Consider the following 21,210-nt stretch of genomic DNA (forward strand, 5'->3'; position numbering starts at 1 on the left):
ATTATTCAGGCAGTCGCCAGGTGATGCGACCATTATAGGTATCCGACATCGGGCCACCCCCGGCTGCCGTGGCCGGTTTGAACTTCGCGCGGCGCGGCAGGAGACGGCAGGTCGCCTCATCGAGATCGGAATGACCGGTCGAAGAGGTGATGGTGCAGCTCGTGACGCGACCGTCAGGGCCGATCTCGAGCCGGAAACCCGCTGTACCCGAACGCTCCTCACGCTGCGCGCGGCTCGGATAGTCCGCATCGCTAAGCCAGCTGCCGGGCGAACTGCGCGGCGTTGCACGCGAAGCAGGCACTGCAGGTGGCGGCGGCGGCGGTGGCGGTGGAGCAGCAACCGGAACCGGGTTGAAAACCGGCGGCGGCGTACGCACCGTGGCAATGGCCGGCGCGGGGGCTGGCGTCTGGACGATCGGCGGAGGCGCGACCACTGGCGGCGGCTCGACCGGCTGGTCTGGCGGCGGCGGCGGCGGCTCCTCATCCGGTGGCGGCGGTTCCTCCTTCACGTCGATCACGTTCAGCTGTTCCGCCGCCTTTTTGACATATTTCATGCCAAGGCCGGTAACAAAGGCATAACCCAGAACAGCGTGAATCAGGGCGACGATGACGATCGAGATCGTACGACTCGATCCTTGCGAGTGGTCAGCATAGGCCATTCGGCAACGACACTCCTTAACTCAACTTACCATTGTTATAAGCAAACAAGCCAAAAATGGCCCTAGTTGACCAGGTCGTCCCTGGCCACCTTTGGCCCCCTTCCGCGCATTTGCTACCGCGCAAACTCCTATCGCGGCGCATCGTGGCACGCAAACGCTTTATCGACAGGATAATTTCCGATTAGCATTTTAATACAGAATGACTTGCCTGTGACAACATTGTCACGGATGACTTTAGGCAGGACGAACATGCAAAGAAAATCCTCCATGACCTTCAAAACCGCCGCCGCAACATGCCTCATTTTCGCCGCATCTCCGCTGGTTTCAGCGGCCCAGACGAGTGATGGCACAAAGTCCGCCACCCTTTCCTATGCCGATTTCGCGGATTTGGCAGACGCGGCTCCGCTGGTAGCCGTAGCACGCATCAGCAGCATAATTGCACTACCCGAAAAAACGGTCCAAAATGTCCCGCCCGGTCAAAAACGGGTCTTTGTGGAGGCCGAAGTCACATCACTGATTCGCGGCGAAGGGGGAATCAGTCCACGCGTCCGCTATCTTTATGATGCGCCGTTGAATGGCCGAGGAAAGCTTCCCAAGCTGAAGAAAACGCAGGTCATCCTGTTTGCTCGTCCAGGAGGACGGCCGGGAGAAATCCAGTTGGTGGCGGGCGACGCTCAAATTCCTGCCACGACTGCGGCGATCGAGCAGGTGAAGGCCATTCTGTCTGAACTGGTAGCTCCCAACGCACCGCCTCGCATCATCGGCCCTGGCGACGCCTTCCACGTGGCAGGCACGGTCGCGGGTGAAGGCGAGACACAGATTTTCCTGCGAACGGCCACGGGGGATCCGGTATCCCTTTCCATCCTGCGCCGCCCAGGGCAGCAACCGAAATGGGCCGTTGCCCTGGGCGAAATCGTCGATGAAGCGGCGCGGCCGCCTGCACCCGGAAGCCTTCTCTGGTATCGCCTGGCTTGCAGCCTGCCGTCCGCCCTGCCGGGCTCTTCGGTTCGCGCGCTGGCTCCTGTCGATGCGGAGGCGGCTCGGATCGATTATGCCTTTGTCATCCAGTCACTCGGCAATTGCGGCCGCAGCCGTTCCGCGCGTTGACGCCCCCTCACGCGCCGCCCTTGTCCTTTTTCTTGGACAGCGGCGCGTTGGCGGCTATCAGCGCGGCATTATATCAGCCTCAGGACAGCCACTATCATGACCAATCTTCACCGCCATGCCCCGCTGCGCGTCGCGCTTGTCGGCCTTGGCACGGTGGGCGGTGGCGTGATCCGGCTGTTGCAGACAAATGCAGACCTGATCGCGCGTCGCGCGGGCTGCCCGATCCAGATCGTCGCCATTTCCGCGCGTGACCGCAACAAGGACCGGGGCGTGGACCTGTCGCCCTATGAATGGGTGGACGACATGACCACCCTGCCCGGCCGCGACGATATAGATGTCGTGGTGGAGTTGATCGGGGGCGCCGACGGCCCGGCGCTCACCCTCGCCAGGCAGTGTCTTTCGGCGGGCAAGCCGTTCGTCACGGCCAACAAGGCCATGCTGGCCCATCACGGCCTTGACCTCGCCACGCTGGCGGAGAAAGCCGGCATCGCCCTCAAATATGAAGCTGCCGTTGCCGGGGGCATCCCGGTCATCAAGGGCCTGCGCGAAGGCGCCGCCGCCAATGAGATCAGCCGCGTCTATGGCATCCTCAATGGCACCTGCAACTACATCCTGACCACGATGGAGAAGGAAGGGCGCGGTTTCGACGATGTGCTGAAGGAAGCGCAGGAACTGGGCTATGCCGAAGCGGACCCGAGCATCGACATCGACGGTGTCGATGCCGCGCACAAGCTGACCATTCTTGCCAGCCTCTCTTTCGGCACGGAACTGGACTTTGGCAGCGTCGCGGTAACGGGCATCCGCCACGTCATCGCCGCCGACATCGCCGAAGCAGCGGCCATGGGTTATCGCATTCGCCTGGTCGGGATGGCCGAAAATGGACCGGGCGGGTTATTCCAGCGCGTTCACCCCATGCTCGTCCCCCTCGATCATCCGCTTGCCCATGTCGACGGTTCACTCAACGCCGTCGTGGCCGAAGGCAATTTCGTCGGCCGCCTCTTCTTCCAGGGCCGGGGCGCAGGCGATGGTCCTACAGCATCGGCCGTGGTCGCAGATCTGATCGACGTCGCGCGCGATGAATATGGCGATGCCCTGGCGATGCCGGTCTCGGCATTGGCGCGGCAACCGGCAGCGGACGCAGGCGCGCGGATTGGCCGCAGCTATCTACGCTTCAAGGTACAGGACCGCCCCGGCGTCCTTGCCGAGATCGCCGCGGCGACGCGCGACGCCGGTGTGTCGATCGAAAGCATGATCCAGCGCGGCGCAAGCCACGATGACAGCGTGCTGATGGCGATCGTCACCCATGCGGGGGAAGAGCGGTGCGTCCTCGATACGCTTCGGCGGCTCGCGGGATCGGACAGCCTGCTCCAGACCCCGATGGTCATGCATATTCTCGACTGAAAAGGGCCGCCGTTTAACGGGACGCGAAGCTGCGCATCAAAGTTTCGCGCAAAGGTTCGCCAAGTTTGAATACGCGCAGACGGGCTTGCTTGGGGCAACCCATGTTTCCGATAATCCGGCACGGCCGCGCGTCGAAGCGATAGGCGCTCATCTTGTTGTCCGCGCGTCCCGTGCTGCCTTCCAACGGCAGGCGGCCCGAAGCAGGCCAACCGGACATGCATAGCGTCGGCACCGCCTGACACGGCGCTGCCTTAGCCGAGACAGGTTGAGGAGGATGAGCCGCTGACTGAAGGAGGCTGGCAGCAAGCAGCGCGGCGATCATCATTTCGACCCCTTGTCATTGTTGGCATTTTAACGCCACAGACGACCTTCCGTTGCATTGGCGCCGCGAAAAGCAGCCTGAGGCGGGGTGGATGGCTCGACAAGGCCGGGATGACCTCCTATCGCGCTGATCACGAAGAGACAGCAGAGGGATTATCATGGTGCAGGCTAGCTCAGTTCTCGATCGCGTCCTGGTGCTTGAGATGGTGCGTGTCACCGAAGCGGCCGCCATCGCCGCCTCGAAGCTGATTGGACGCGGCGACGAAAAGGCGGCTGACGCTGCCGCTGTCGAAGCGATGCGCATGGCATTCAACGACCTCTACATGGACGGCACCGTCGTCATCGGCGAAGGCGAACGCGACGAAGCCCCGATGCTCTACATCGGTGAGAAGGTCGGCAACGCGATCGGATCAGGCCCGAAGATCGACATCGCTCTCGATCCGCTGGAAGGGACGACGATCACGGCTAAGGCCGGTCCCAACGCCCTGGCGGTTCTCGCCATTTCGGAAGAAGGCGGCTTGCTGAACGCGCCCGACGTTTACATGGAAAAGCTGGCGGTGGGTCCGGGCTATCCGGACGGCATCATCGACCTCAACAGGCCGGTGAAAGAGAATGTCGAAGCGGTCGCGAAGGCAAAGGGCGTTCATCCTCATGAGCTCATCGTCTGCGTTCTTGACCGGCCCCGGCATGAAAAGCTGATCGCGGAACTGCGCGCAATCGGATGCGGCATCATGCTGATCCCCGACGGCGACGTCGCCGGTGTGATCGCGACCACCAATCCGGAAACGAATATCGATATCTATATGGGTTCGGGCGGTGCGCCTGAAGGCGTGCTGGCGTGCGCGGCACTGCGCTGCGTCGGCGGTCAGTTCAAGGGTAAGCTGCTGTTCCGCAATGACGACGAGCGGGCGCGGGCGTTCAAGTGGGGCATAACCGACCTCGACAAGGTTTATGACCTCAAGGAGTTGGCCAAGGGCGACTGCATCTTCGCGGCGACCGGCGTCACCGACGGCTCCCTGCTCGCAGGCGTCAAGCGGCTGCCCGGCGGCAAGCTGACCACGGACAGCGTCGTGATGCGCGCCAGCACCGGGACGGTTCGCTGGGTCAAGGGCGATCATCATCTGGACCGGAAGCATTCCTGACCGGAATATAAGCCGATAACGAAAAAAGGGGGCGACAAGCCCCCTTTTCTATGCGTTCCGGTCAGGCCTTATCGTCCAGCCCGGTGATTGAGATCATGCCCCAGGGCCAGCGTCACCACGCCAAACAAGGTGTAAGCACTTTCCTGCCATCCATGATCAAGGGTCATGGCACCCGCCATGATGCCCAGACCCAGCGAGCCGACGGCCGCTGGCATCATGAAGCCATGTTCCATGGCCCCATGCCCAAGCGCCACCGCCCCCAGCAGGATAGCGAGCACAAGCCCAACCTCATGGAAGAGAGGATTCTCAAAAACCCCGCCAGCCGACGCAAGAACGCCGAGCAGGACCGCCGTGCCGATGCAATGCGCGACGCACATGCCCGACACCGCAATCGCGATGCGATCGATGCGGCCGTTTGACAGGCGGGAGCGGATGCTGGTGGGCATGGTGGCCAGTACATAGGCCAGACCAGATGAAGTTACAACATATCATCTGACATATTCGTCAGGATCGGAGATGCGTTTTCCGGAAGCCCGGTGGCCGGTTCAGGCGGCAAGTCGCAAACAGTTTCGCCCGCTGTTCTTGGCGCGGTAAAGGGCCTTGTCCGCAACATCGAGCAGATCCGCCCTGCTCGCTCGCCCGTCAAGTTCAACGAGTCCTGCGCTGAAGGTAATGGCGATCGATTCGCTGCCGACGGCGCTGATGCGCTGCGCGGACACCATGTTCCGTAAGCGCTCGCACACCATGCTCGCGCGCTGGATATCGGTGCCCGTCAGAAGGATCGCAAACTCCTCTCCGCCAAGCCTTCCGATACTGTCCCCGCCGCGCAAGCCAGGACGCAGGCGCTCGACGAAGCTGGAGAGCACCTTGTCCCCTACCCCGTGGCCGTAGCGATCATTGACCGATTTGAAATGATCTATGTCGATCATCAGCAGACAGGCATTGGCGCCTCGCGCCACCCGCTTGATTTCCTGGTCGAGTTTTTCGATGAAGGCCCAGCGGCTGTCGGCGCCGGTCAGCGTATCCACGGCCGCGACGCGCTGCAGCGCCCTCTGCCGCGCCTTGTGCCGCGACATGTCCCTGATCGTGCTGATCACCCCGGTAGGAAGGCCCTGTTCGTCCAGCACGGCACGCGTGACCATCTCGCACCAATCGACCCCATCGGTGAAAGCTGCCGGGCGGAACTCTACTGTCTGCACGTCGCCCGGCCGTGCCAGAGCGCGCTGATGAGCCCCGTGAACCTCCGCGCGATCCTTGGGATCGACCATGATGTCCGCCGAACGGCCCACGAGCACCGCGGGCGCGCAGCCGATCTGCTCGGCCGCTGAAGGCGAAGCATATTGGATGATGCCATCAACGCTGACGTTCAACACCAGGTCGCCGCTATGTTCGGCTATGGCCCGATATCGGGCCTCGCTCGACTGCAACATCTGGAACAGGCGTCGGCGACCGTTTAGTTCGGCTGCAAGCGGCATGGACAATAGAAAACTGAAAGCCAGGAAGAACTGGAACAGCTGTGTCCGTTCACCGACGCTACTCGCCACTAAGTTCAGCGGCCCGTAGCCCGTCATCGTCGCCGCCCCGCCGATCAGAGCGAGTAGCACGACGGCGGCAGCTGTTCCTAATGAGCCGATCCGGAACGCGATGGCGACCAACGGCAAGAATAGCAGGAACAGCATCGGATAATGTGCAAGGTAGAATATATGGACGACCATGGCCGCGAAGAGGGCCAGAAGAGCCAAAGCCTCCAGCTTCTGCCTGCCGGATGTCTCCCGAGCCCAGGTGCGAACCTGTCCCTGCAACAGCATCGTCAGGATCGGCGTGCAGACCAGGCCGCCCAGCACATGGCCGCTATACCATTGCAGCCATGAAGCGCCGAAGGACACAGGCGTAAGGGTCGAGGCGACAAGCGCCGCAGCCGTGCCAGCGATGATATTTGCAGGGATGCAAAGTGCCAGGATGAAGACGAGAAGGGAGCGCTTCGACCCGTCACTCAGGTGGACGGGAATGAACCGACGGCACAGGATCGCGACGATCAGCGATTCGGCGATGTTGATGAACGCCATGGGCAGCGCTGCCCAAGGCCCCATGCCAAACAGCGACGTCGATATGATGCTGGCAATACCGCAAGCCACGATTACACGCGGCCAATAGCTGGTTTCCGATGTCTGCAATTCCGCCATCAGCAACGCGTTGGCGGCCCATACAAAAGCGAGTCCCCCTTCGAACCGCGAGCACAGCATCGCCAGCGTCGCCATCAGGAAATAGGCAATGCCAGCAACCAGCGGCGTCAGTCTGGAAGAAGGAGAACGGAGAATGGCAGGCATGACGCCCTCTGCCTAAGCAACCATCCTTAATATATAATAACCATGAGGGGGCGCCCGACGACGACAAAAGCATGACTTTCATCATCTTACAATTTGGGCAGACGTGCTTTCGGAAATTCAGGCCTTTTCCAGCGTACATTGAAGCGGATGCTGGTTCTGCCGGGCGAAGTCCATCACCTGGTTCACCTTTGTCTCCGCCACTTCATAGCTGAAAATGCCGCAAACCCCGACGCCGCGTTGGTGCACGTGAAGCATCACGCGCGTGGCTTCTTCCATATCCATGCGGAAAAACTGCTGAAGGACATGCACGACGAATTCCATCGGCGTGTAGTCGTCGTTCAGCATCAATACCTTGTAGAGAGACGGCTTCTTGGTGCGGGCGCGGGTGCGCGTCGCGATGCCGACGTTAGGACCGCCAGGGCCTTCGCCCTGATCATCCTGGTCCCGGCCCGCCATCTTCTCCCGATATGTGCTGATGCTGCTCATGACGGGTGAGGATATGGCGATTCCAGCCCTTAAGGCAAGGGGCGCAGATTGCAGGTCATCGCGCAAGGGACGGTGGTAACCAAGAATAGCGGCTCTCACCCCGGGGATGAGAGCCGCTTCATTCTTTCAAGTCTTTTACCGCCGATCAGGCGGCGAGCGACTTTACCTTGTCCGTGACAACGGTAACCCGCGCGGTCAGCGGCTGGGCGACTTCGCCAGCCAGCTTGATCAGCGCTTCGCTGCTCTTCGCGGCTTCCTTGGTCAGCTCGTCAAAGCTGCTCGAGAAAAGCTGGCTTTGCAGCTGGAAGAATTCGGTCGGCGTCTTGACCGTCGAGAAGCTCTTGAGCGAGGCAGTCGCCTTCTCGAAGTTCTTGCGGCTGTAATCGACAGCTTCCTGGCCCAGGGTCTCAATGCCCTTGGCAGCGATCTTGCCCGATTCGACCAGCGCTTCGACATTGCCCTTGGCGATGTCGCTCAGCTCTTCGATGGCCTTGGTCGACTTTTCGACGCCAGCCTTGGCCTTCTCGTTCAGACCGGCATAGGCCGTCTCGAACTTGGCCTTGGTCTCTTCAGCGAACTTCTTTCCGGTTTCGATCACGTCGTTCATCATCTTGGTTCCTTCTGTGGCAGGCAGCATGGTGGGCTCAACCGGCCCGGCCTCGGACGAAAGGCTCTTGGTTTCTTCGACTTCGATGGCGACCTCTTCGACCAGCGGCGCTGGTGCATGAGGGGCCGGTTCAATTGCTGGCGGAGCAGCCGGTTCGGGCGCTGCATCGACCGCCGTGGTGGCGGCGACGATCGCGACCGGGTCAGGCTTTGCGGCTTTAACCGCCGCCTTCTTGACCGCCACGGCCTTCCGCGCTGGCGCAACCTTTGGGCTGACGCTCACCGCTTCTTCCGCGGCCTTCAATGCTTCAGCCGCCGACAATGTGGAGCCGGGCGTCTTGGCCGCTGCCTTGCGGCGAGCAGGCTTTGGAGTGACTGGCATAAAAGGTTCTCCGTTGCTGCAGTGCACAATATATAATTCAAAGCGCAAACGCAAGAATTTTTGTGCAGTGCAGCAAAACGAGATTGGCGGAGAAATCGGTCCTTGTTTTACCAGTCTGAAATCAGCGTGTTTTGTGAGGCTTAGCGCTCCCTCACATAACGGCCTGGCGCATCCTCTATGGCCTTCAGGGAACCGGCGCCCGGCACCCGACCACCGTCTTTGGCAGAGACCATCGAATCACCATGAGAGCGAATCCATTCGATCCAGTCGGGCCACCAGCTTCCCTTCGTCTCCTTCGCGTTCGCCACGAAGTCGGGCAGGCTGGCAGGCAGTTCATCGCAGGACCAATATTGATACTTCCCCGCCGCCGGAGGATTGACCACGCCCGCGATATGGCCAGATCCAGCCAGCAAGAACCGGATCGGCCCAGCGAAGTGGGATGTGATCTTCCACACGCTTTCGGGAGGAGCGATATGATCTTCCCGTCCCGCCTGAACATAGGCGGGCGTTTTGACCTTGCTCAGATCAAGCGGCGTTCCGTCGATGGTCAGCGCCCCCGGCACCACCAACTGGTTGTCGCGATAAAGCTGCGTCAGGTAATTTTTGTGCCAGCACGCGGGAAGATTGGTGGTGTCGCCATTCCAATATAGCAGGTCGAACGGCGGATAATCCTGCCCCAGCAGGTAATTATTGACCACATAGTTCCAGATCAGGTCGCGGCCGCGCAGCAGGTTGAACGTCGCGGCCATATAGCGCCCATCCAGGAAGCCCCCGGTCGAAAGCTGGTCAACCAGTTTCATCTGCTCATCATCGACGAACAGGCCAAGGTCCCCCGCCTCGCTGAAGTCCACCTGCGCCGTGAAGAAGGTCGCGCTCGCCACCTTGTCCGCTTCGCCACGTTCGGCAAGATAGGCCAGGGTCGCGGCGAGGGTGGTGCCGGCCACGCAATAGCCGATCGTATGGACGCTCGGCACGCCGAGCAGTTCGCGCACGGTGTCGATCGCGTCGACCTGGCCCCGGACGATATAATCATCCCAGAGCAGGTCCTTCATCGACGCATCGGCCGATTTCCACGACAGCAGGAAGACGCTGATCCCCTGGTCGGTCGCCCATTTCACGAAACTTTTTTCCGGCGACAGGTCGAGTATGTAGAAGCGGTTGATCCACGCCGGGAAGATGACGAGCGGCGTTTCCAGCACCTTGTCCGTGGTCGGTGCGTAGTGGATCAGCTGGTAAAGCGGCGTTTCCTTGATCACCTTGCCGGGAGTGGTCGCGATGTTCCGGCCAAGTTCAAAGACGGTGCCGTCCGTCTGGGTCAGCTGACCTTTTTCCATGTCCGCCAGCATGTGCTGGAGGCCCTTGACCAGATTTTCGCCCCCGCTCTGCAGGGTCTTTTCCATGACGAGGGGGTTGGTCAGCGGAAAGTTGCTGGGCGCCACCGCGTCCAGCATGCCGCTGGTGGCGAAGCGCAGCTTTGCCTTTTGCTTGGGATCGACCCCATCCACCGCATCCGTCAATTTCAGCAGATAGTCCGACATCAGCAGATAGCTTTGCCGGATCAGGTCGTAGAACGGATGCTTGATCCAGGCGGGGTCAGCAAAGCGGCGATCCTTGCGCGCGGCAGGGCTTTCGGGAGGCGGCGCATCCGGCTGGTCGCGAAGCATCCCACCTGAGTCAAGAAAACGCTGCCACAGGGCCAGACCTTCATTGGCGAAGCCTGTCTGAATGCGCGCTACCGCATCTGGATCGAACGGCATCGTCCTCCCCGTGGCCCCGGCTGCTTGCTCCAGAATGAGCTGCTGCGCCCTGCCGACGACCTCGGTCCATTGCTGCATCTGTTCCAGCGTCGGCAGATGAGGTTCGTTGAGGTTCTGTGCTTCCATGGCCACCTTCCTCCCCTTGGCATCCTTCATGTCCGCCGCTTTCGCTGGCGTGAGCCAATCTGGCGGGCTATAGCCAGAACGCATCGCGCGAAAGTGCGTGCAGCACTATTCCCCATGGAGACCTTTCAGGAAAGCCCTATAATGTCCGAAGAATTTTACCGCATGAAGCGTCTGCCGCCCTATGTCATCGCTGAAGTCAACGCGATGCGGGCCGCCGCGCGAGCCGCGGGTGAGGACATTATTGACCTCGGCATGGGCAATCCTGATTTGCCGCCACCCGACCACGTCATCGCCAAACTGTGCGAAGTCGCGCAAAAGCCGAGCGCCCACGGCTATTCCCAGTCGATGGGCATCCCCGGACTGCGTAAGGCGCAGGCCAATTATTATGGCCGCCGCTTCGGCGTAGACCTTGATCCCGAGACCGAAGTCGTCGTGACCATGGGGTCGAAGGAAGGGCTTGCCAGCCTCGCGACCGCGATCACCGCGCCGGGCGACGTCGTTCTGGCGCCCAACCCCAGCTATCCGATTCACATGTTCGGCTTCATCATCGCGGGCGCGACCATTCGCTCAGTCCCGACGACGCCGGATGAAAATTATTGGAAGTCGCTGGAACGCGCGATGGCTTTCACCGTGCCGCGCCCCTCCATTCTGGTCGTCGGCTACCCCAGCAATCCTACGGCCGAAACGGTCGATCTTGCCTTTTATGAGCGGCTGGTCGCCTGGGCGAAGGAGAATAACGTCTGGGTCCTGTCCGACCTTGCCTATTCCGAACTATATTATGACGGCAACCCGACGCCTTCCATCCTGCAGGTTCCGGGAGCCAAGGATGTCGCGGTCGAATTCACCTCGCTCAGCAAGACCTATTCGATGGCTGGCTGGCGCATCGGCTTCGCGGTCGGCAACCGCCAACTGATCGCGGCGCTCAAGCGGGTGAAGTCCTATCTCGACTATGGCGCTTTCACGCCGATCCAGGCAGCGGCTTGCGCGGCACTGAACGGGCCGCAGGACATTGTTCAGAAGAATCGCGAACTCTATCACAAGCGCCGTGATGTAATGGTCGAGGCATTCGGCCGCGCTGGCTGGGAAATTCCGGCGCCCAAGGCGTCGATGTTCGCCTGGGCTCCACTGCCCCCCGCGCTCAAGGACATGGGCAGCCTGGAATTTTCCAAGCAGCTCCTGACCCATGCCAAGGTCGCGGTAGCTCCCGGCGTCGGTTATGGTGAGGATGGCGAAGGTTTCGTCCGCATCGCCATGGTCGAAAATGAGCAGCGGCTGCGGCAGGCGGCGCGCAACATCAAGCAGTATCTGAAATCCATGGGTATCAACACGCCCGCCAAGGGCGCGGCCTGACGGAAGCGGCGCCGGGTTAAAGGGCGTGGCACTTCACTCGACAATCCCCCTGCCCCAGGTTTCGCAGGTCGCGCAGACGATCCAGCTTGCTTTGGCGCCGGTGTTCCTGCTCGCGGGCATCGGCGCCTTCCTAAACGTCTGTGCGGGGCGCCTTGCCCGGATTATCGACCGCGCCAGGCTGGTCGAAGGCAAAATACTCACGTCGCGCGGTAAGGAACATGACCGCATGGTGGGCGAGATCCGCGTGCTGGACCGGCGCATGAACGTGGTCAACGTCGCGATCTTCCTTTCGGTGGCATCCGCATGCGCGGTCTGCCTGGTCGTCATCCTGCTGTTTGCGGGCAACCTGTTCGGTGCGCATCTTGGCACGCTCATTGCCATCCTGTTCAGTCTGGCGATGCTGCTTCAGGCGGGCGGTTTTGCAACCTTCATTCAGGAAATCCGCCTGGCATCGCGCACCATCCGCATCCGCAACGAAGTCCTCTATCACCAGGCGGAGGGGGAAGAGGAGGCATGACCAAATTCACGGTCAACGACCGCCCGGTCCAATATCGCATGGACCCCGACACGCCACTCCTCTGGGCGCTGCGCGACGCATCCAACCTGACCGGCACCAAATATGGTTGTGGAACGGGCGATTGCGGGGCCTGCACGGTCGATATCGACGGGCAGGCGGTGCGCTCATGCCAGGTCAGCATTAGGGAGACCGAAGGACGCTTCGTCACCACGATAGAAGCGCTTTCCCCCGATCGCGGCCACCCGCTGCAACAGGTCTTCGCGGCCGACAACGTGTCGCAGTGCGGCTATTGCATCCCCGGTATCCTTATGGCGGCGTCGGTTCTGCTGAAGCGTAACAACGATCCGAGTGACGAGGATATAGACGCCGCCATCACCAACATATGCCGGTGTGGCATCTACCCCCGCCTGCGTGGCGCCATCAAGCGCGCCGGAAAGGTCATGCGCGGCGAGGAACAGGTAGAGGCAGCCCCGCCCCCCGGCGTGTCACCCGAAGAGGCCGCCCGCGCGGTCCCGGCGCTCCGCCGCCCCTAGCCTCGCCGCCTAGCCGAATCGATAGGCCGATACAGGCCACCCGCGCACGGCATCGTCATAATCAACCTGCGCGACATCGTCGCCACCCGCGCCCAGCGCCACCATCAGCGGCAGCAGATGCTCTTCACGAGGATGGGCGAAGCGCGCCTCCGGCAGCGTCTCCCACGCGGCAATACGTGCCGATCGCCGTTGCGGGTCCGTATCCGTCACCGCGTCAGTCAACGCCTCGTGCCACAATAGCGATGGTGTTCGCGCCTGCGAATCGTGGACCCGCATATTGTGGAAACTCATCCCCGACCCGATGATCACGACCCCTTCATCCCGCAACGGCTCCAGCGCGCGGCCTGCCGCGATATGCGCCTGTGGGTCGAGGTCTTTTCTCAGCGACAGTTGCACGACGGGAATGTCGGCCTGCGGCCGCGCGACCTTCATCGGGATGAAGACGCCGTGGTCCCAGCCGCGTTCATGCTCTTCCGCGACGGGGAAGCCGGCGTCGCGCAGCAGTTGGGCGGCGCGGTCGGCAACGGCGGGCGCTCCCGGCGCATCCCATTTCAGGGAATAGGTGTGCGGTGGAAAATTATAATAGTCGAACAGAAGGTCCGGACGATCCCCCTTATGCACGGTAAGGACCGACTCCTCCCAGTGCGCCGACACGATCAACATCGCGCGCGGCCGTTCGGGCAGGCTCTCGACCAGTTGCGTCAGATAATCCTGCATCGTCTGCCACATGGGGTCGCTGTAGGGGCGGTCGGGATCTGCGAGGTTCATGAAGAAGCAAGGACCACCACCGTGCGGGATATAAAGGCTGGGCTGTTTCATGACCGTTAGATCGCGCGCTGCCCCTGGCCATGCAAGTGCGCGGCGTGAAACAGTGCGTTTCGTAGCCCCTAAGCTTCACCAGCCTCGATAATGGGGGCGATGGCCTGCGCCAGCGTGGCGCCGGAATAGGGCTTCTTCAACAGGGTGATCCCGCTGAACCGCTCGGGCAGGTCAAGACCATCGCCATAGCCGGTCGCGAATAAAAAGCTGACGCCATTTTCCGCGAGCATGTCGGCGATCGGCAAGCTGGTTTCATTGCCCAAATTGAAATCCAGGACGGCAAAATCGATCGCATGCAGATCGATGGCTTCACGCGCTCGCCCGACGCTGGCGGCGGTGATGACTTCCGCGCCCAGATCGCGCAACGCATCCTCGCCATCCATCGCGATGATCATATTGTCCTCGACCAGAAGGACATTGCGCCCTTTTAGCAACCCGGGAGCAGGAGCGGGCGCGGGCTTCGATCTTTCCCCAACGGTAACGTCCGGCAGAACCGACACGATATGCTGGGACGGGATGCAGAAATGCGCCTCCAGCCCGGAAAGGCGGTAGGTAATCTCCGCCTTGCCATCCAGATCATAAGGGATCGACCGTTCGATGACGGTGGAACCGAAACCCCGGCGAGTCGGGGCGACGACGGCCGGGCCACCGCTTTCATTCCAGTCGACCAGCAAGCTGCCCTCCGGATCGACACGCCAGTCGATCGCAACCGTGCCACCATCCGACAGCGCGCCATATTTGGCGGCGTTGGTCAGCAACTCATGAATGACCAGCGCCAGCACGGTAAAGGCCGACGGCGTCAGCAGTACATTGGGGCCGGTCTGTTTGACCCGGTCGCGCCGCTCGCCCAGATAAGCCCCTGCCTCCACCTCGATCAGGTCCTGCAACCGTGCCGGTGCCCAGCGGTCAGCCGTGATCTGGTCATGGGCGCGGGCCAGCGCATGCACACGGCTTTCCAACGTATCGATGAATTCGTCCACCGAACGGGCATTGTCGCGCGTCTGGGACAAAAGCCCACGGATCAGCGATAATATATTGCGGACCCGATGGTTCAGCTCGGCAATCAGCAGTTCCTGCTTTTCATGCGCCTTCTGCCGTTCCTCGTTGGCGGAGTCGGAAAGGCGCAGCACCACTTCCAGCAGAGCCGTCCGCAATGCCTCCGCGACGCGCAATTCTGCCGGGGTGAAAGGCACCGACGTGCCCTTCACCAGTTGCGACCATTCTTCGAAACTCTTGCGCGGGGTCAGGCGCGGCCCATTCGGCCCATATTCGATATGCTTTTCCTGATTGCCCGCCCAGCGCACCGAACGCATCTGCTCCGCGCGGAACAGCACGACATAGTCGCGCGGTCGCCGTGACAGCGGAATGGCGAGCAGGCCCGCCGCGCGATCGGCATAGGCTTCCGCTTCGGGCATCACCCGGCCGAGGCAGTCAGTCGCGAATACCTGGCTAGCCGCCGCGCGATTGAGCATCGAGACGATCGCCGCAAAGGCGGACCTGTCCGGCGTCAAACCGGCCAGCGTCACGTCCCCGTCAATATACACGCCGACGCCATCCGCGGGCACGGTGTCGAAGATGACGTCACCCAGCCAACGGGCATTGGACAGCAGATCATGATCCTGGGCAACAGCGGACATAAGGCGATCGGCGACTTGCCGCGCCTTCCCCTCATAATCCGCCGTCTCCGCCCGCTCGCGGCTTTCCAGCATCATGGAGAAAATCTGTCCGAACAGCTCAGCAGCGCTCCGCTGCGCGAAGGTCGGCAGGCGCGGGCCATAATGGTGGCAGGCGAACAAGCCCCACAAGCGCCCCTCGACAATGATCGAGATGGAGAGCGAAGCCCCCACGCCCATATTGCCGAGATATTCGATGTGGATCGGGGAAACCGCGCGCAGCAGGCACAACGACATGTCGAGCGCCGCGCCGGTGGGATCAAGCACCGGGATCACCGGAACCGGCTCTGCCCCAACCTCCGCGATGACGCGGAAGATATTGCGCAAGTAAAGCGCCCGGGCCTGGGTCGGGATGTCCGAAGCCGGGTAATGCAGCCCGAAAAAGCTGTCGATGCCGGGCCGCAGCGCTTCGGCCACGACTTCGCCGTCGCCACCATCGGCAAAGCGGTAAACCATGACGCGGTCGAAGCCGGTCAAGGCCCTCACCTGCCTCGCCCCATCGCGCAGGAAGGCGGCCATGCTGTCCGTTTGAGCAAGCCGCGCGACCATGGAGCGCACCATGCTGGTCGCCTCGATCTCATCCGCGAAAGCCGGTTCGGCCTCGATCACCACCAGCGAGCCCGAAAAATGAACGGCTATGTCAAAGGGCTGAATGCCGTCGATCAGCACCAGCGAAAACATCCGCTCGACCGCATCGGGGCCACGCAGCAGCGTGATGCGGTTCCGCAGCGAATGAATGGCATCGTCCCGGAACAGCCCGCTGATCGGCTTGCCCAGCATCTGCTCAGGCGTCAGCCCAATAAACTTTTCACAATTTGCCGAGACGCGGGAAACCAGCCAGTCGGCGGTCAGCGCAACCAGAAAGCCGAACGGCTGTATGGTGCCCGGCACATGGATCGGTTCGCGATCGCAATTGCTGATGTCGACGGCGAAGTCGGCCATCTCCTGTCCATCGCGTTCAGCCATGACTGCTCACCCGTTCCGCCGCGGCACCTGCCGCGAACAGAGCGAAGGCGGCTTGCGCTCCCTGTATCGCGTTGTCGATCCAATCCTGGCCACCGCCATCCGCCGCCTCGTCCAGCGCTTGCTGAAAGGCGATCCAGCTTCCCTGGCCATGGACAGACTTGAGATAGGCCCTGGGTAACCCGGCAGGCACGCGCCGCTCCAGCATGGCGCCCCCCAGCCGCGAACCTTCCAGGGCGTAGAGCGCACCCCACCGAAACCCTTCGCCCGCATGCGCCGTTGTTTCCAATGGCTCCGGCAGCGTTTCGCCCAATGATGCAAGGTCTTCCATCAACTGGGGCAAGCGCGGAGAATCGGGCATCGCCAACTGTTCCAGCGGCATCAGCGCGCGTGCATGCGCTTTCAGAAAGGCTCCATATTCCGCAGGGGAATCCAGCAAAAAGCCGGAAAAAAGATCATCCACCCGCTGATGGTTTTCCATCGTCGCTCTTCTTAAGGCCTGTCGAATTCGGCCGACGTTGGACGTTCTCTTCACTCGTCGTTCCTAAAGGCTGACACCGAGGCGCGCACTGATCTGGATCAGTTTTTGAGCCTGACGGCGGTGGTTGGTCGATTTTCTACCGAATAATCGATTTGTGTACGCCAGGTCCCAATGACCATCTATACTTGTGAGATTCTTTCAAATCGCTGACGAACGAGTTCAGCGTCGCGACATGGCGACATACATAAAAGGGAAATCATGCGGGGCATGGCGCCCCTTTTGGAAAGAAAAGACCATGTTGAGGAAAATGATGTTGGCGGGGCTGATGACCGCCACCGTTCTGGGTGGCGTCGCCCCTGCCTATGCGCAACGCGGGCAGGATGGAGGGCGCGATCGCGGCGGTGAGCAGTCTGGCCGGAACGAAGGCCGGGCACCCCGTGGCGGCGGGCAGGATGGCGATCGCGGAAACGTCCGCGTGCGTGACCAGGCTTCCACGCAGCGTTGGCAAGAACGCGTAAATGATCGCGCGCGGGTACAGACTGTTCCGGCACAGCCCAATCGACAGTGGCGTGCTGCGGAATCACGCCCTGATGCTCCTCGCGATGCGCGGCGCAACGATACGCGCGTCCGGGAACGGGCCGTTGGCGATCGTCCGCAGTGGCGGGATGACCGCCGGGACAACAACCAGGCGGACTGGCGCGGCAGTCGCGACGACAGGCGACAGGACCGGCGTGATGATCGTCGGGATGGACGCCCAGAAGGGCGCCTCGACAGCGGCAACAACTGGCGCGGCAGCCTGGCGGGCAATCGCCGGTTCGATGATCGCACCCGCTGGAACGGCCAGCGTCGTTGGGACAATGACTGGCGGCAGGACCGCCGCTATGACTGGCGCAGCTATCGCTCACGCTACAGCGACCGCTACCGGATGGGCCGCTATTATGCGCCGCGCGGATGGAGCTATGGCTACAGAAGCTTTTCGACAGGCATCTTCCTGAACAGCTTGCTGTTCGCGAACAACTATTGGATCAACGATCCATGGTCCTATCGCCTGCCGCCTGCCTACGGCACGCTGCGTTGGGTGCGCTATTATGACGATGCCCTGCTGGTCGATATCCGGGACGGCTATGTGGTAGATGTGATCCACGATTTCTTCTGGTAAGCGAAGGATCATATCCGCTGATTTCATCTGGGCCTGGCGCCATGTGCGTCAGGCCCTTTTCATTTGCACCGACGGGACGACGGCGGCAGGAAGCGGGCATGACGGACGTGATTGATGATGGCGGCATCGCTTCGGCCACTCGGGCAAAGATCGGCGATGCGGTGCGCGCAAAGCTGGACCGCAACCCCTTAGTCAGCCGGATCGACGCCGCGAACCTTGAAATCTACGGCCGCCATGACTTCCTCAGCGCCGAGGAATGCGAAGGCTTGCGCGCGCTGATCGACGCCGACGCCCAGCCCTCCACGCTGTTTTCCGGCAGCGCGAATGCCGATTACCGCACCAGCCACAGCTGCAACCTTAGCCCCTGGCACCCGCTGGTGGATGGCATCAGCCGCCGGATTTGCGCGCTCACCGGGTTACCGCCCGAAAATGGCGAAACCTTGCAGGGTCAGCGCTATGCGGTCGGTCAGGAATATAAGGCGCATTGCGATTATTTCCCTGTCACCGCCAATTATTGGCCCGCGATGATGAAAAAGGGCGGGCAGCGCAGCTGGACGGCGATGATCTATCTGTCGCCCGTCGCGGCGGGCGGGGAGACGCATTTTCCCCATTGCGAGTTCATGGTGCCTCCCGTTGAGGGGATGATCCTCATCTGGAACAACCTGAGGACCGACGGTTCACCCAATCCGATGAGCCTGCATGCCGCCCGGCCCGTGGAAAATGGCGTCAAATATGTCGTGACCAAATGGTTTCGGGAGCGGCGCTGGGTACACTGATCGCAAGCGCACCTCTTCATAGCCGTGATACAAGTTGCGACATAAATGACTGATTCCTGACAACACTGTTCCCCACAGGTTCAGCGGCCGGAGTGCATAACCCCATTGTTGGTGACGGAACCGGCCCAGGGGATGAAAGTTTGATCCCAGCCGGTTCAGGCCGCCAAGCTGATGGGAGAAAATATATGCGTAAGTTGATCATCCTCGGCCTTATCGCAGCGACCGCGATGCCTAGCGCGGTCATGGCCCAGTCGCGCGGCGAAGTGCGCGACAGTGCGCGGGACCTACGTCAGGAGCAGCGCGAACTGCGCGACGCGCAACGCCATGGCTCACGTCACGATGTACGGGAAGAGCGCCGCGATGTCCGCGACGCCAGGCAGGAAATGCGCGAAGATTGGCGCGACTATCGCCGTTCGCACCGCGACGTCTATCGCGGCGGCAACTGGCGCGCGCCCTTCCGCTACAATCGCTGGGAAGTCGGGTCTCAATTGCGCCCGGGCTTCTATAATTCCCGCTACTATATCAGCGATCCCTATCGCTATCGCCTGCCCCGGCCCGCGAACCGCAACCTGCGCTGGGTAAGGCATTATAATGACGTGCTGCTGGTAAACGTCCGCAGCGGTCGCGTGATGGAGGTCCATCGGGGCTTCTTCTGGTAACGCCGAACTAACGACTAAGCGCGGCTCCGGACTTCGGTTCGGAGCCGTTCTCTATTTCTCTCGACATCGAAGAGCCGTCGCGGTGCGATCGCAGCCAGTATCTCAATTTTTGGAAATCCCCTTGGCCGCGCCGCCCGTCTCCGAGCAGGCGCGGCCGATGGCACGCACGGGGCGCACCATCAGTCCGAAAGGGGGTGGACCGGAATAGGAACGCTTAGGGGCGGCTAATGTTCCCCTGCGTCAACCCAGCGCTTCCGCGATCAGGCGGCGGCTATTTGCCACGCCATAAAGGGCGATGAAGCTGCCCATGCGCGGCCCCTGATCGGCGCCCAGCAACGTCTGATACAGCGCCTTGAACCAGTCCCGCAGTTCCGCAAAGCCAAAGGCCTCGTCCTTGCCGATCGCATAAACGATATTCTGGATATCTTCGGCGGTGGCGTCATCGCCCAGCGCCGCCAGTTCCGCGTCCAGCCTGCGCAGCGCCTCGGCTTCATTGGCCTCCGGCGCGCGACGCTTCAGCGTGGGCGCCACGAAGTCGCGATGATAGGCCAGCGCATGCCCGATTAGTGCGTCCAGTTCAGGGTAGGTCTGCGCGCTCGCTTCAGGGACATAATTTTGCAGATATCCCCACACCTGTTCCCGGCTGGCGTCGCCCATGACGCCGACCAGATTGAGCAACAGGCCGAAGGTCACCGGCAGCTTGCCGTCGGGCAGCTTTCCATCATGGATATGATGCACCGGATTGCCGAGTTGCTGCTCGACCTGCTGGTTGGGATAGTTGACCCGGAACTGCCAATATTCGTCCACCGCGCGCGGGATCACGCCCATGTGCAGCTGCTTGGCCTTCTTCGGCTCACGATAGGCGTAGAAGGCCAGGCTTTCCTGCGGCCCGTAGGTCAGCCACTGTTCAAGGCTGAGGCCATTGCCCTTGGACTTGGAGATCTTCTCCCCCTTCTCGTCCAGGAACATCTCATAGTTGAAGCCTTCGGGCGGGCGGGCGCCCAGCGCGCGGCAGATCTTGGACGACTGGGTCACCGAATCGATCAGATCCTTGCCCGCCATCTCATAATCGACGCCCAGCGCGACCCAGCGCATCGCCCAGTCGACCTTCCATTGCAGCTTCGCGCCGCCGGACAGGATCGACTGTTCGATCATCTCGCCCTCATCCTCGAACCGGACGAGCCCGGCGTCGGCGTCCAGCACCTCGATCGGCACCTGAAGGACGATGCCGCTCTTCGGGCTGATCGGCAGGACCGGCGAATAGGTCGCCTGCCGTTCCTTGCGCAGCGTCGGCAGCATAATGTCCATGATGTCCTGATAGTGACGCAGGACATTCTTGAGCGCGTCGTCGAACGCGCCGGACTTGTACCGATCGGTCGCGGACACGAATTCATAATCGAAACCGAAGCGGTCCAGAAATTCGCGCAGCATGGCGTTATTGTGGTGTGCGAAGCTTTCGAACTTCTCGAACGGATCAGGCACCTGGGTCAGCGGCTTGCCAAGATGTTCGGCCAGCATCGCCTGGTTCGGCACATTGTCGGGCACCTTGCGCAGCCCGTCCATATCGTCGCTAAACGCAATCAGGCGCGTGGGTATATCGGACAGCGCATGATAGGCGTTGCGCACCATCGTCGTGCGCAACACTTCGTTGAAGGTGCCGATATGCGGCAGGCCGGACGGGCCATAGCCGGTTTCGAACAGGATATGGCCTTTGTCAGGAGCGCCGCTCTGATAGCGCTTCAGCAGCTTGCGCGCTTCTTCATAGGGCCAGGCCTTGGACGCCAGAGCGGCGGTGCGGAGGATATCGGACACGGTCATGATGCACATGCCCCTAGCCTTGGAAGGCCGGAAATGGAACGTCTTTCCGTACAGCGGCGGACGCGGCTTTGCCCCGCGCGCCTTTTCCTTGCGGCCAACCGGATTTGGCCGCCGCGCAAGCTGAGTTGAGCCTTTTTCCGGTTTCCCTT

20 protein-coding genes are annotated in these 21,210 nt (G+C 61.6%); 9 read left to right on the top strand and 11 right to left on the bottom strand.

Annotated elements, in window-relative coordinates; all coding sequences use genetic code 11:
- Window position 1: 1 nt before the first annotated feature.
- Window positions 2-658 carry an energy transducer TonB gene (locus tag ACYU81_RS05685; RefSeq protein WP_460986806.1) on the bottom strand — a complete coding sequence of 219 codons (657 nt, stop codon included), beginning with the start codon at window positions 656-658 and terminating at the stop codon, window positions 2-4.
- A 267-nt stretch (window positions 659-925) separates the two neighbouring features.
- Between ACYU81_RS05685 and ACYU81_RS05690 the strand changes: the two genes are divergently transcribed.
- Both ACYU81_RS05690 and ACYU81_RS05695 read left to right on the top strand, forming a co-directional pair.
- On the top strand, window positions 926-1,765 hold the full coding sequence (locus tag ACYU81_RS05690; protein ID WP_460986807.1) for a hypothetical protein: 840 nt from the start codon (window positions 926-928) through the stop codon (window positions 1,763-1,765).
- 96 nt (window positions 1,766-1,861) lie between these two features.
- The gene (locus tag ACYU81_RS05695) at window positions 1,862-3,166 is read left to right on the top strand and encodes a homoserine dehydrogenase (protein ID WP_460986808.1); all 1,305 of its coding nucleotides are present in this window, start codon (window positions 1,862-1,864) and stop codon (window positions 3,164-3,166) included.
- 13 nt (window positions 3,167-3,179) lie between these two features.
- On the opposite strand, the gene ACYU81_RS05700 is transcribed toward ACYU81_RS05695, so the two are convergent.
- Entirely contained in the window at window positions 3,180-3,491 is a 312-nt protein-coding gene (locus ACYU81_RS05700) for a hypothetical protein (RefSeq protein WP_460986809.1), read from the bottom strand.
- Between the two features lie 154 nt (window positions 3,492-3,645).
- Between ACYU81_RS05700 and glpX the strand changes: the two genes are divergently transcribed.
- Entirely contained in the window at window positions 3,646-4,629 is a 984-nt protein-coding gene (gene glpX, locus ACYU81_RS05705; RefSeq protein WP_460986810.1) for a class II fructose-bisphosphatase, read from the top strand.
- A gap of 68 nt (window positions 4,630-4,697) precedes the next feature.
- On the opposite strand, the gene ACYU81_RS05710 is transcribed toward glpX, so the two are convergent.
- The 5 genes from ACYU81_RS05710 to ACYU81_RS05730 all read right to left on the bottom strand — a co-directional run bounded on the left by ACYU81_RS05710 (window position 4,698) and on the right by ACYU81_RS05730 (window position 10,313).
- Complete coding sequence (locus ACYU81_RS05710; RefSeq protein ID WP_460986811.1) at window positions 4,698-5,075, bottom strand: MerC domain-containing protein; 378 nt, start codon at window positions 5,073-5,075, stop codon at window positions 4,698-4,700.
- Between the two features lie 99 nt (window positions 5,076-5,174).
- Window positions 5,175-6,956: a sensor domain-containing diguanylate cyclase gene (locus ACYU81_RS05715; protein ID WP_460986812.1), complete on the bottom strand. Its 1,782-nt coding sequence runs from the start codon at window positions 6,954-6,956 to the stop codon at window positions 5,175-5,177.
- 117 nt (window positions 6,957-7,073) lie between these two features.
- Window positions 7,074-7,442 carry an ATP-dependent Clp protease adapter ClpS gene (clpS, locus tag ACYU81_RS05720; protein WP_176502233.1) on the bottom strand — a complete coding sequence of 123 codons (369 nt, stop codon included), beginning with the start codon at window positions 7,440-7,442 and terminating at the stop codon, window positions 7,074-7,076.
- 145 nt (window positions 7,443-7,587) lie between these two features.
- Window positions 7,588-8,430, bottom strand: coding sequence for a phasin family protein (locus ACYU81_RS05725; protein WP_460986813.1), 843 nt, complete (start codon window positions 8,428-8,430; stop codon window positions 7,588-7,590).
- Between the two features lie 140 nt (window positions 8,431-8,570).
- Window positions 8,571-10,313 (bottom strand): PHA/PHB synthase family protein, encoded by a 1,743-nt coding sequence (locus ACYU81_RS05730; RefSeq protein WP_460988116.1) that lies wholly within the window; start codon window positions 10,311-10,313, stop codon window positions 8,571-8,573.
- A 141-nt stretch (window positions 10,314-10,454) separates the two neighbouring features.
- On the opposite strand from ACYU81_RS05730, the gene ACYU81_RS05735 reads away from it, so the two are divergent.
- The 3 genes from ACYU81_RS05735 to ACYU81_RS05745 are packed head-to-tail and all read left to right on the top strand — an operon-like array spanning window position 10,455 to window position 12,713.
- Window positions 10,455-11,663, top strand: coding sequence for an LL-diaminopimelate aminotransferase (locus ACYU81_RS05735; RefSeq protein WP_449474211.1), 1,209 nt, complete (start codon window positions 10,455-10,457; stop codon window positions 11,661-11,663).
- A gap of 25 nt (window positions 11,664-11,688) precedes the next feature.
- Entirely contained in the window at window positions 11,689-12,180 is a 492-nt protein-coding gene (locus ACYU81_RS05740) for a DUF2721 domain-containing protein (protein WP_449474213.1), read from the top strand.
- The gene (locus ACYU81_RS05745; protein WP_460986814.1) at window positions 12,177-12,713 is read left to right on the top strand and encodes a (2Fe-2S)-binding protein; all 537 of its coding nucleotides are present in this window, start codon (window positions 12,177-12,179) and stop codon (window positions 12,711-12,713) included. Before ACYU81_RS05740 ends, ACYU81_RS05745 begins: the two co-directional genes overlap by 4 nt.
- Before the next feature lie 9 nt (window positions 12,714-12,722).
- On the opposite strand, the gene ACYU81_RS05750 is transcribed toward ACYU81_RS05745, so the two are convergent.
- The 3 genes from ACYU81_RS05750 to ACYU81_RS05760 form a co-directional block, all read right to left on the bottom strand.
- Window positions 12,723-13,532: a DODA-type extradiol aromatic ring-opening family dioxygenase gene (locus ACYU81_RS05750; RefSeq protein WP_460986815.1), complete on the bottom strand. Its 810-nt coding sequence runs from the start codon at window positions 13,530-13,532 to the stop codon at window positions 12,723-12,725.
- Between the two features lie 68 nt (window positions 13,533-13,600).
- Window positions 13,601-16,171, bottom strand: a complete 2,571-nt coding sequence (locus tag ACYU81_RS05755) for an HWE histidine kinase domain-containing protein (RefSeq protein WP_460986816.1) — start codon at window positions 16,169-16,171, stop codon at window positions 13,601-13,603.
- Window positions 16,164-16,649 carry a biliverdin-producing heme oxygenase gene (locus tag ACYU81_RS05760; protein ID WP_460986817.1) on the bottom strand — a complete coding sequence of 162 codons (486 nt, stop codon included), beginning with the start codon at window positions 16,647-16,649 and terminating at the stop codon, window positions 16,164-16,166. Before ACYU81_RS05760 ends, ACYU81_RS05755 begins: the two co-directional genes overlap by 8 nt.
- A 325-nt stretch (window positions 16,650-16,974) precedes the next feature.
- Between ACYU81_RS05760 and ACYU81_RS05765 the strand changes: the two genes are divergently transcribed.
- The 3 genes from ACYU81_RS05765 (at window position 16,975) to ACYU81_RS05775 (ending at window position 19,243) form a co-directional block, all read left to right on the top strand.
- Complete coding sequence (locus ACYU81_RS05765; RefSeq protein ID WP_460986818.1) at window positions 16,975-17,808, top strand: RcnB family protein; 834 nt, start codon at window positions 16,975-16,977, stop codon at window positions 17,806-17,808.
- 98 nt (window positions 17,809-17,906) lie between these two features.
- Window positions 17,907-18,584, top strand: coding sequence for a 2OG-Fe(II) oxygenase (locus ACYU81_RS05770; protein WP_460986819.1), 678 nt, complete (start codon window positions 17,907-17,909; stop codon window positions 18,582-18,584).
- A 185-nt stretch (window positions 18,585-18,769) separates the two neighbouring features.
- Entirely contained in the window at window positions 18,770-19,243 is a 474-nt protein-coding gene (locus ACYU81_RS05775) for an RcnB family protein (RefSeq protein WP_449474225.1), read from the top strand.
- A gap of 240 nt (window positions 19,244-19,483) precedes the next feature.
- Here ACYU81_RS05775 and ACYU81_RS05780 read toward each other — a convergent pair whose 3' ends face one another.
- Entirely contained in the window at window positions 19,484-21,061 is a 1,578-nt protein-coding gene (locus tag ACYU81_RS05780; RefSeq protein WP_460986820.1) for a lysine--tRNA ligase, read from the bottom strand.
- Window positions 21,062-21,210 lie beyond the last annotated feature (149 nt).

It is taken from the genome of Sphingobium sp. TomTYG75 (genome assembly GCF_054771635.1).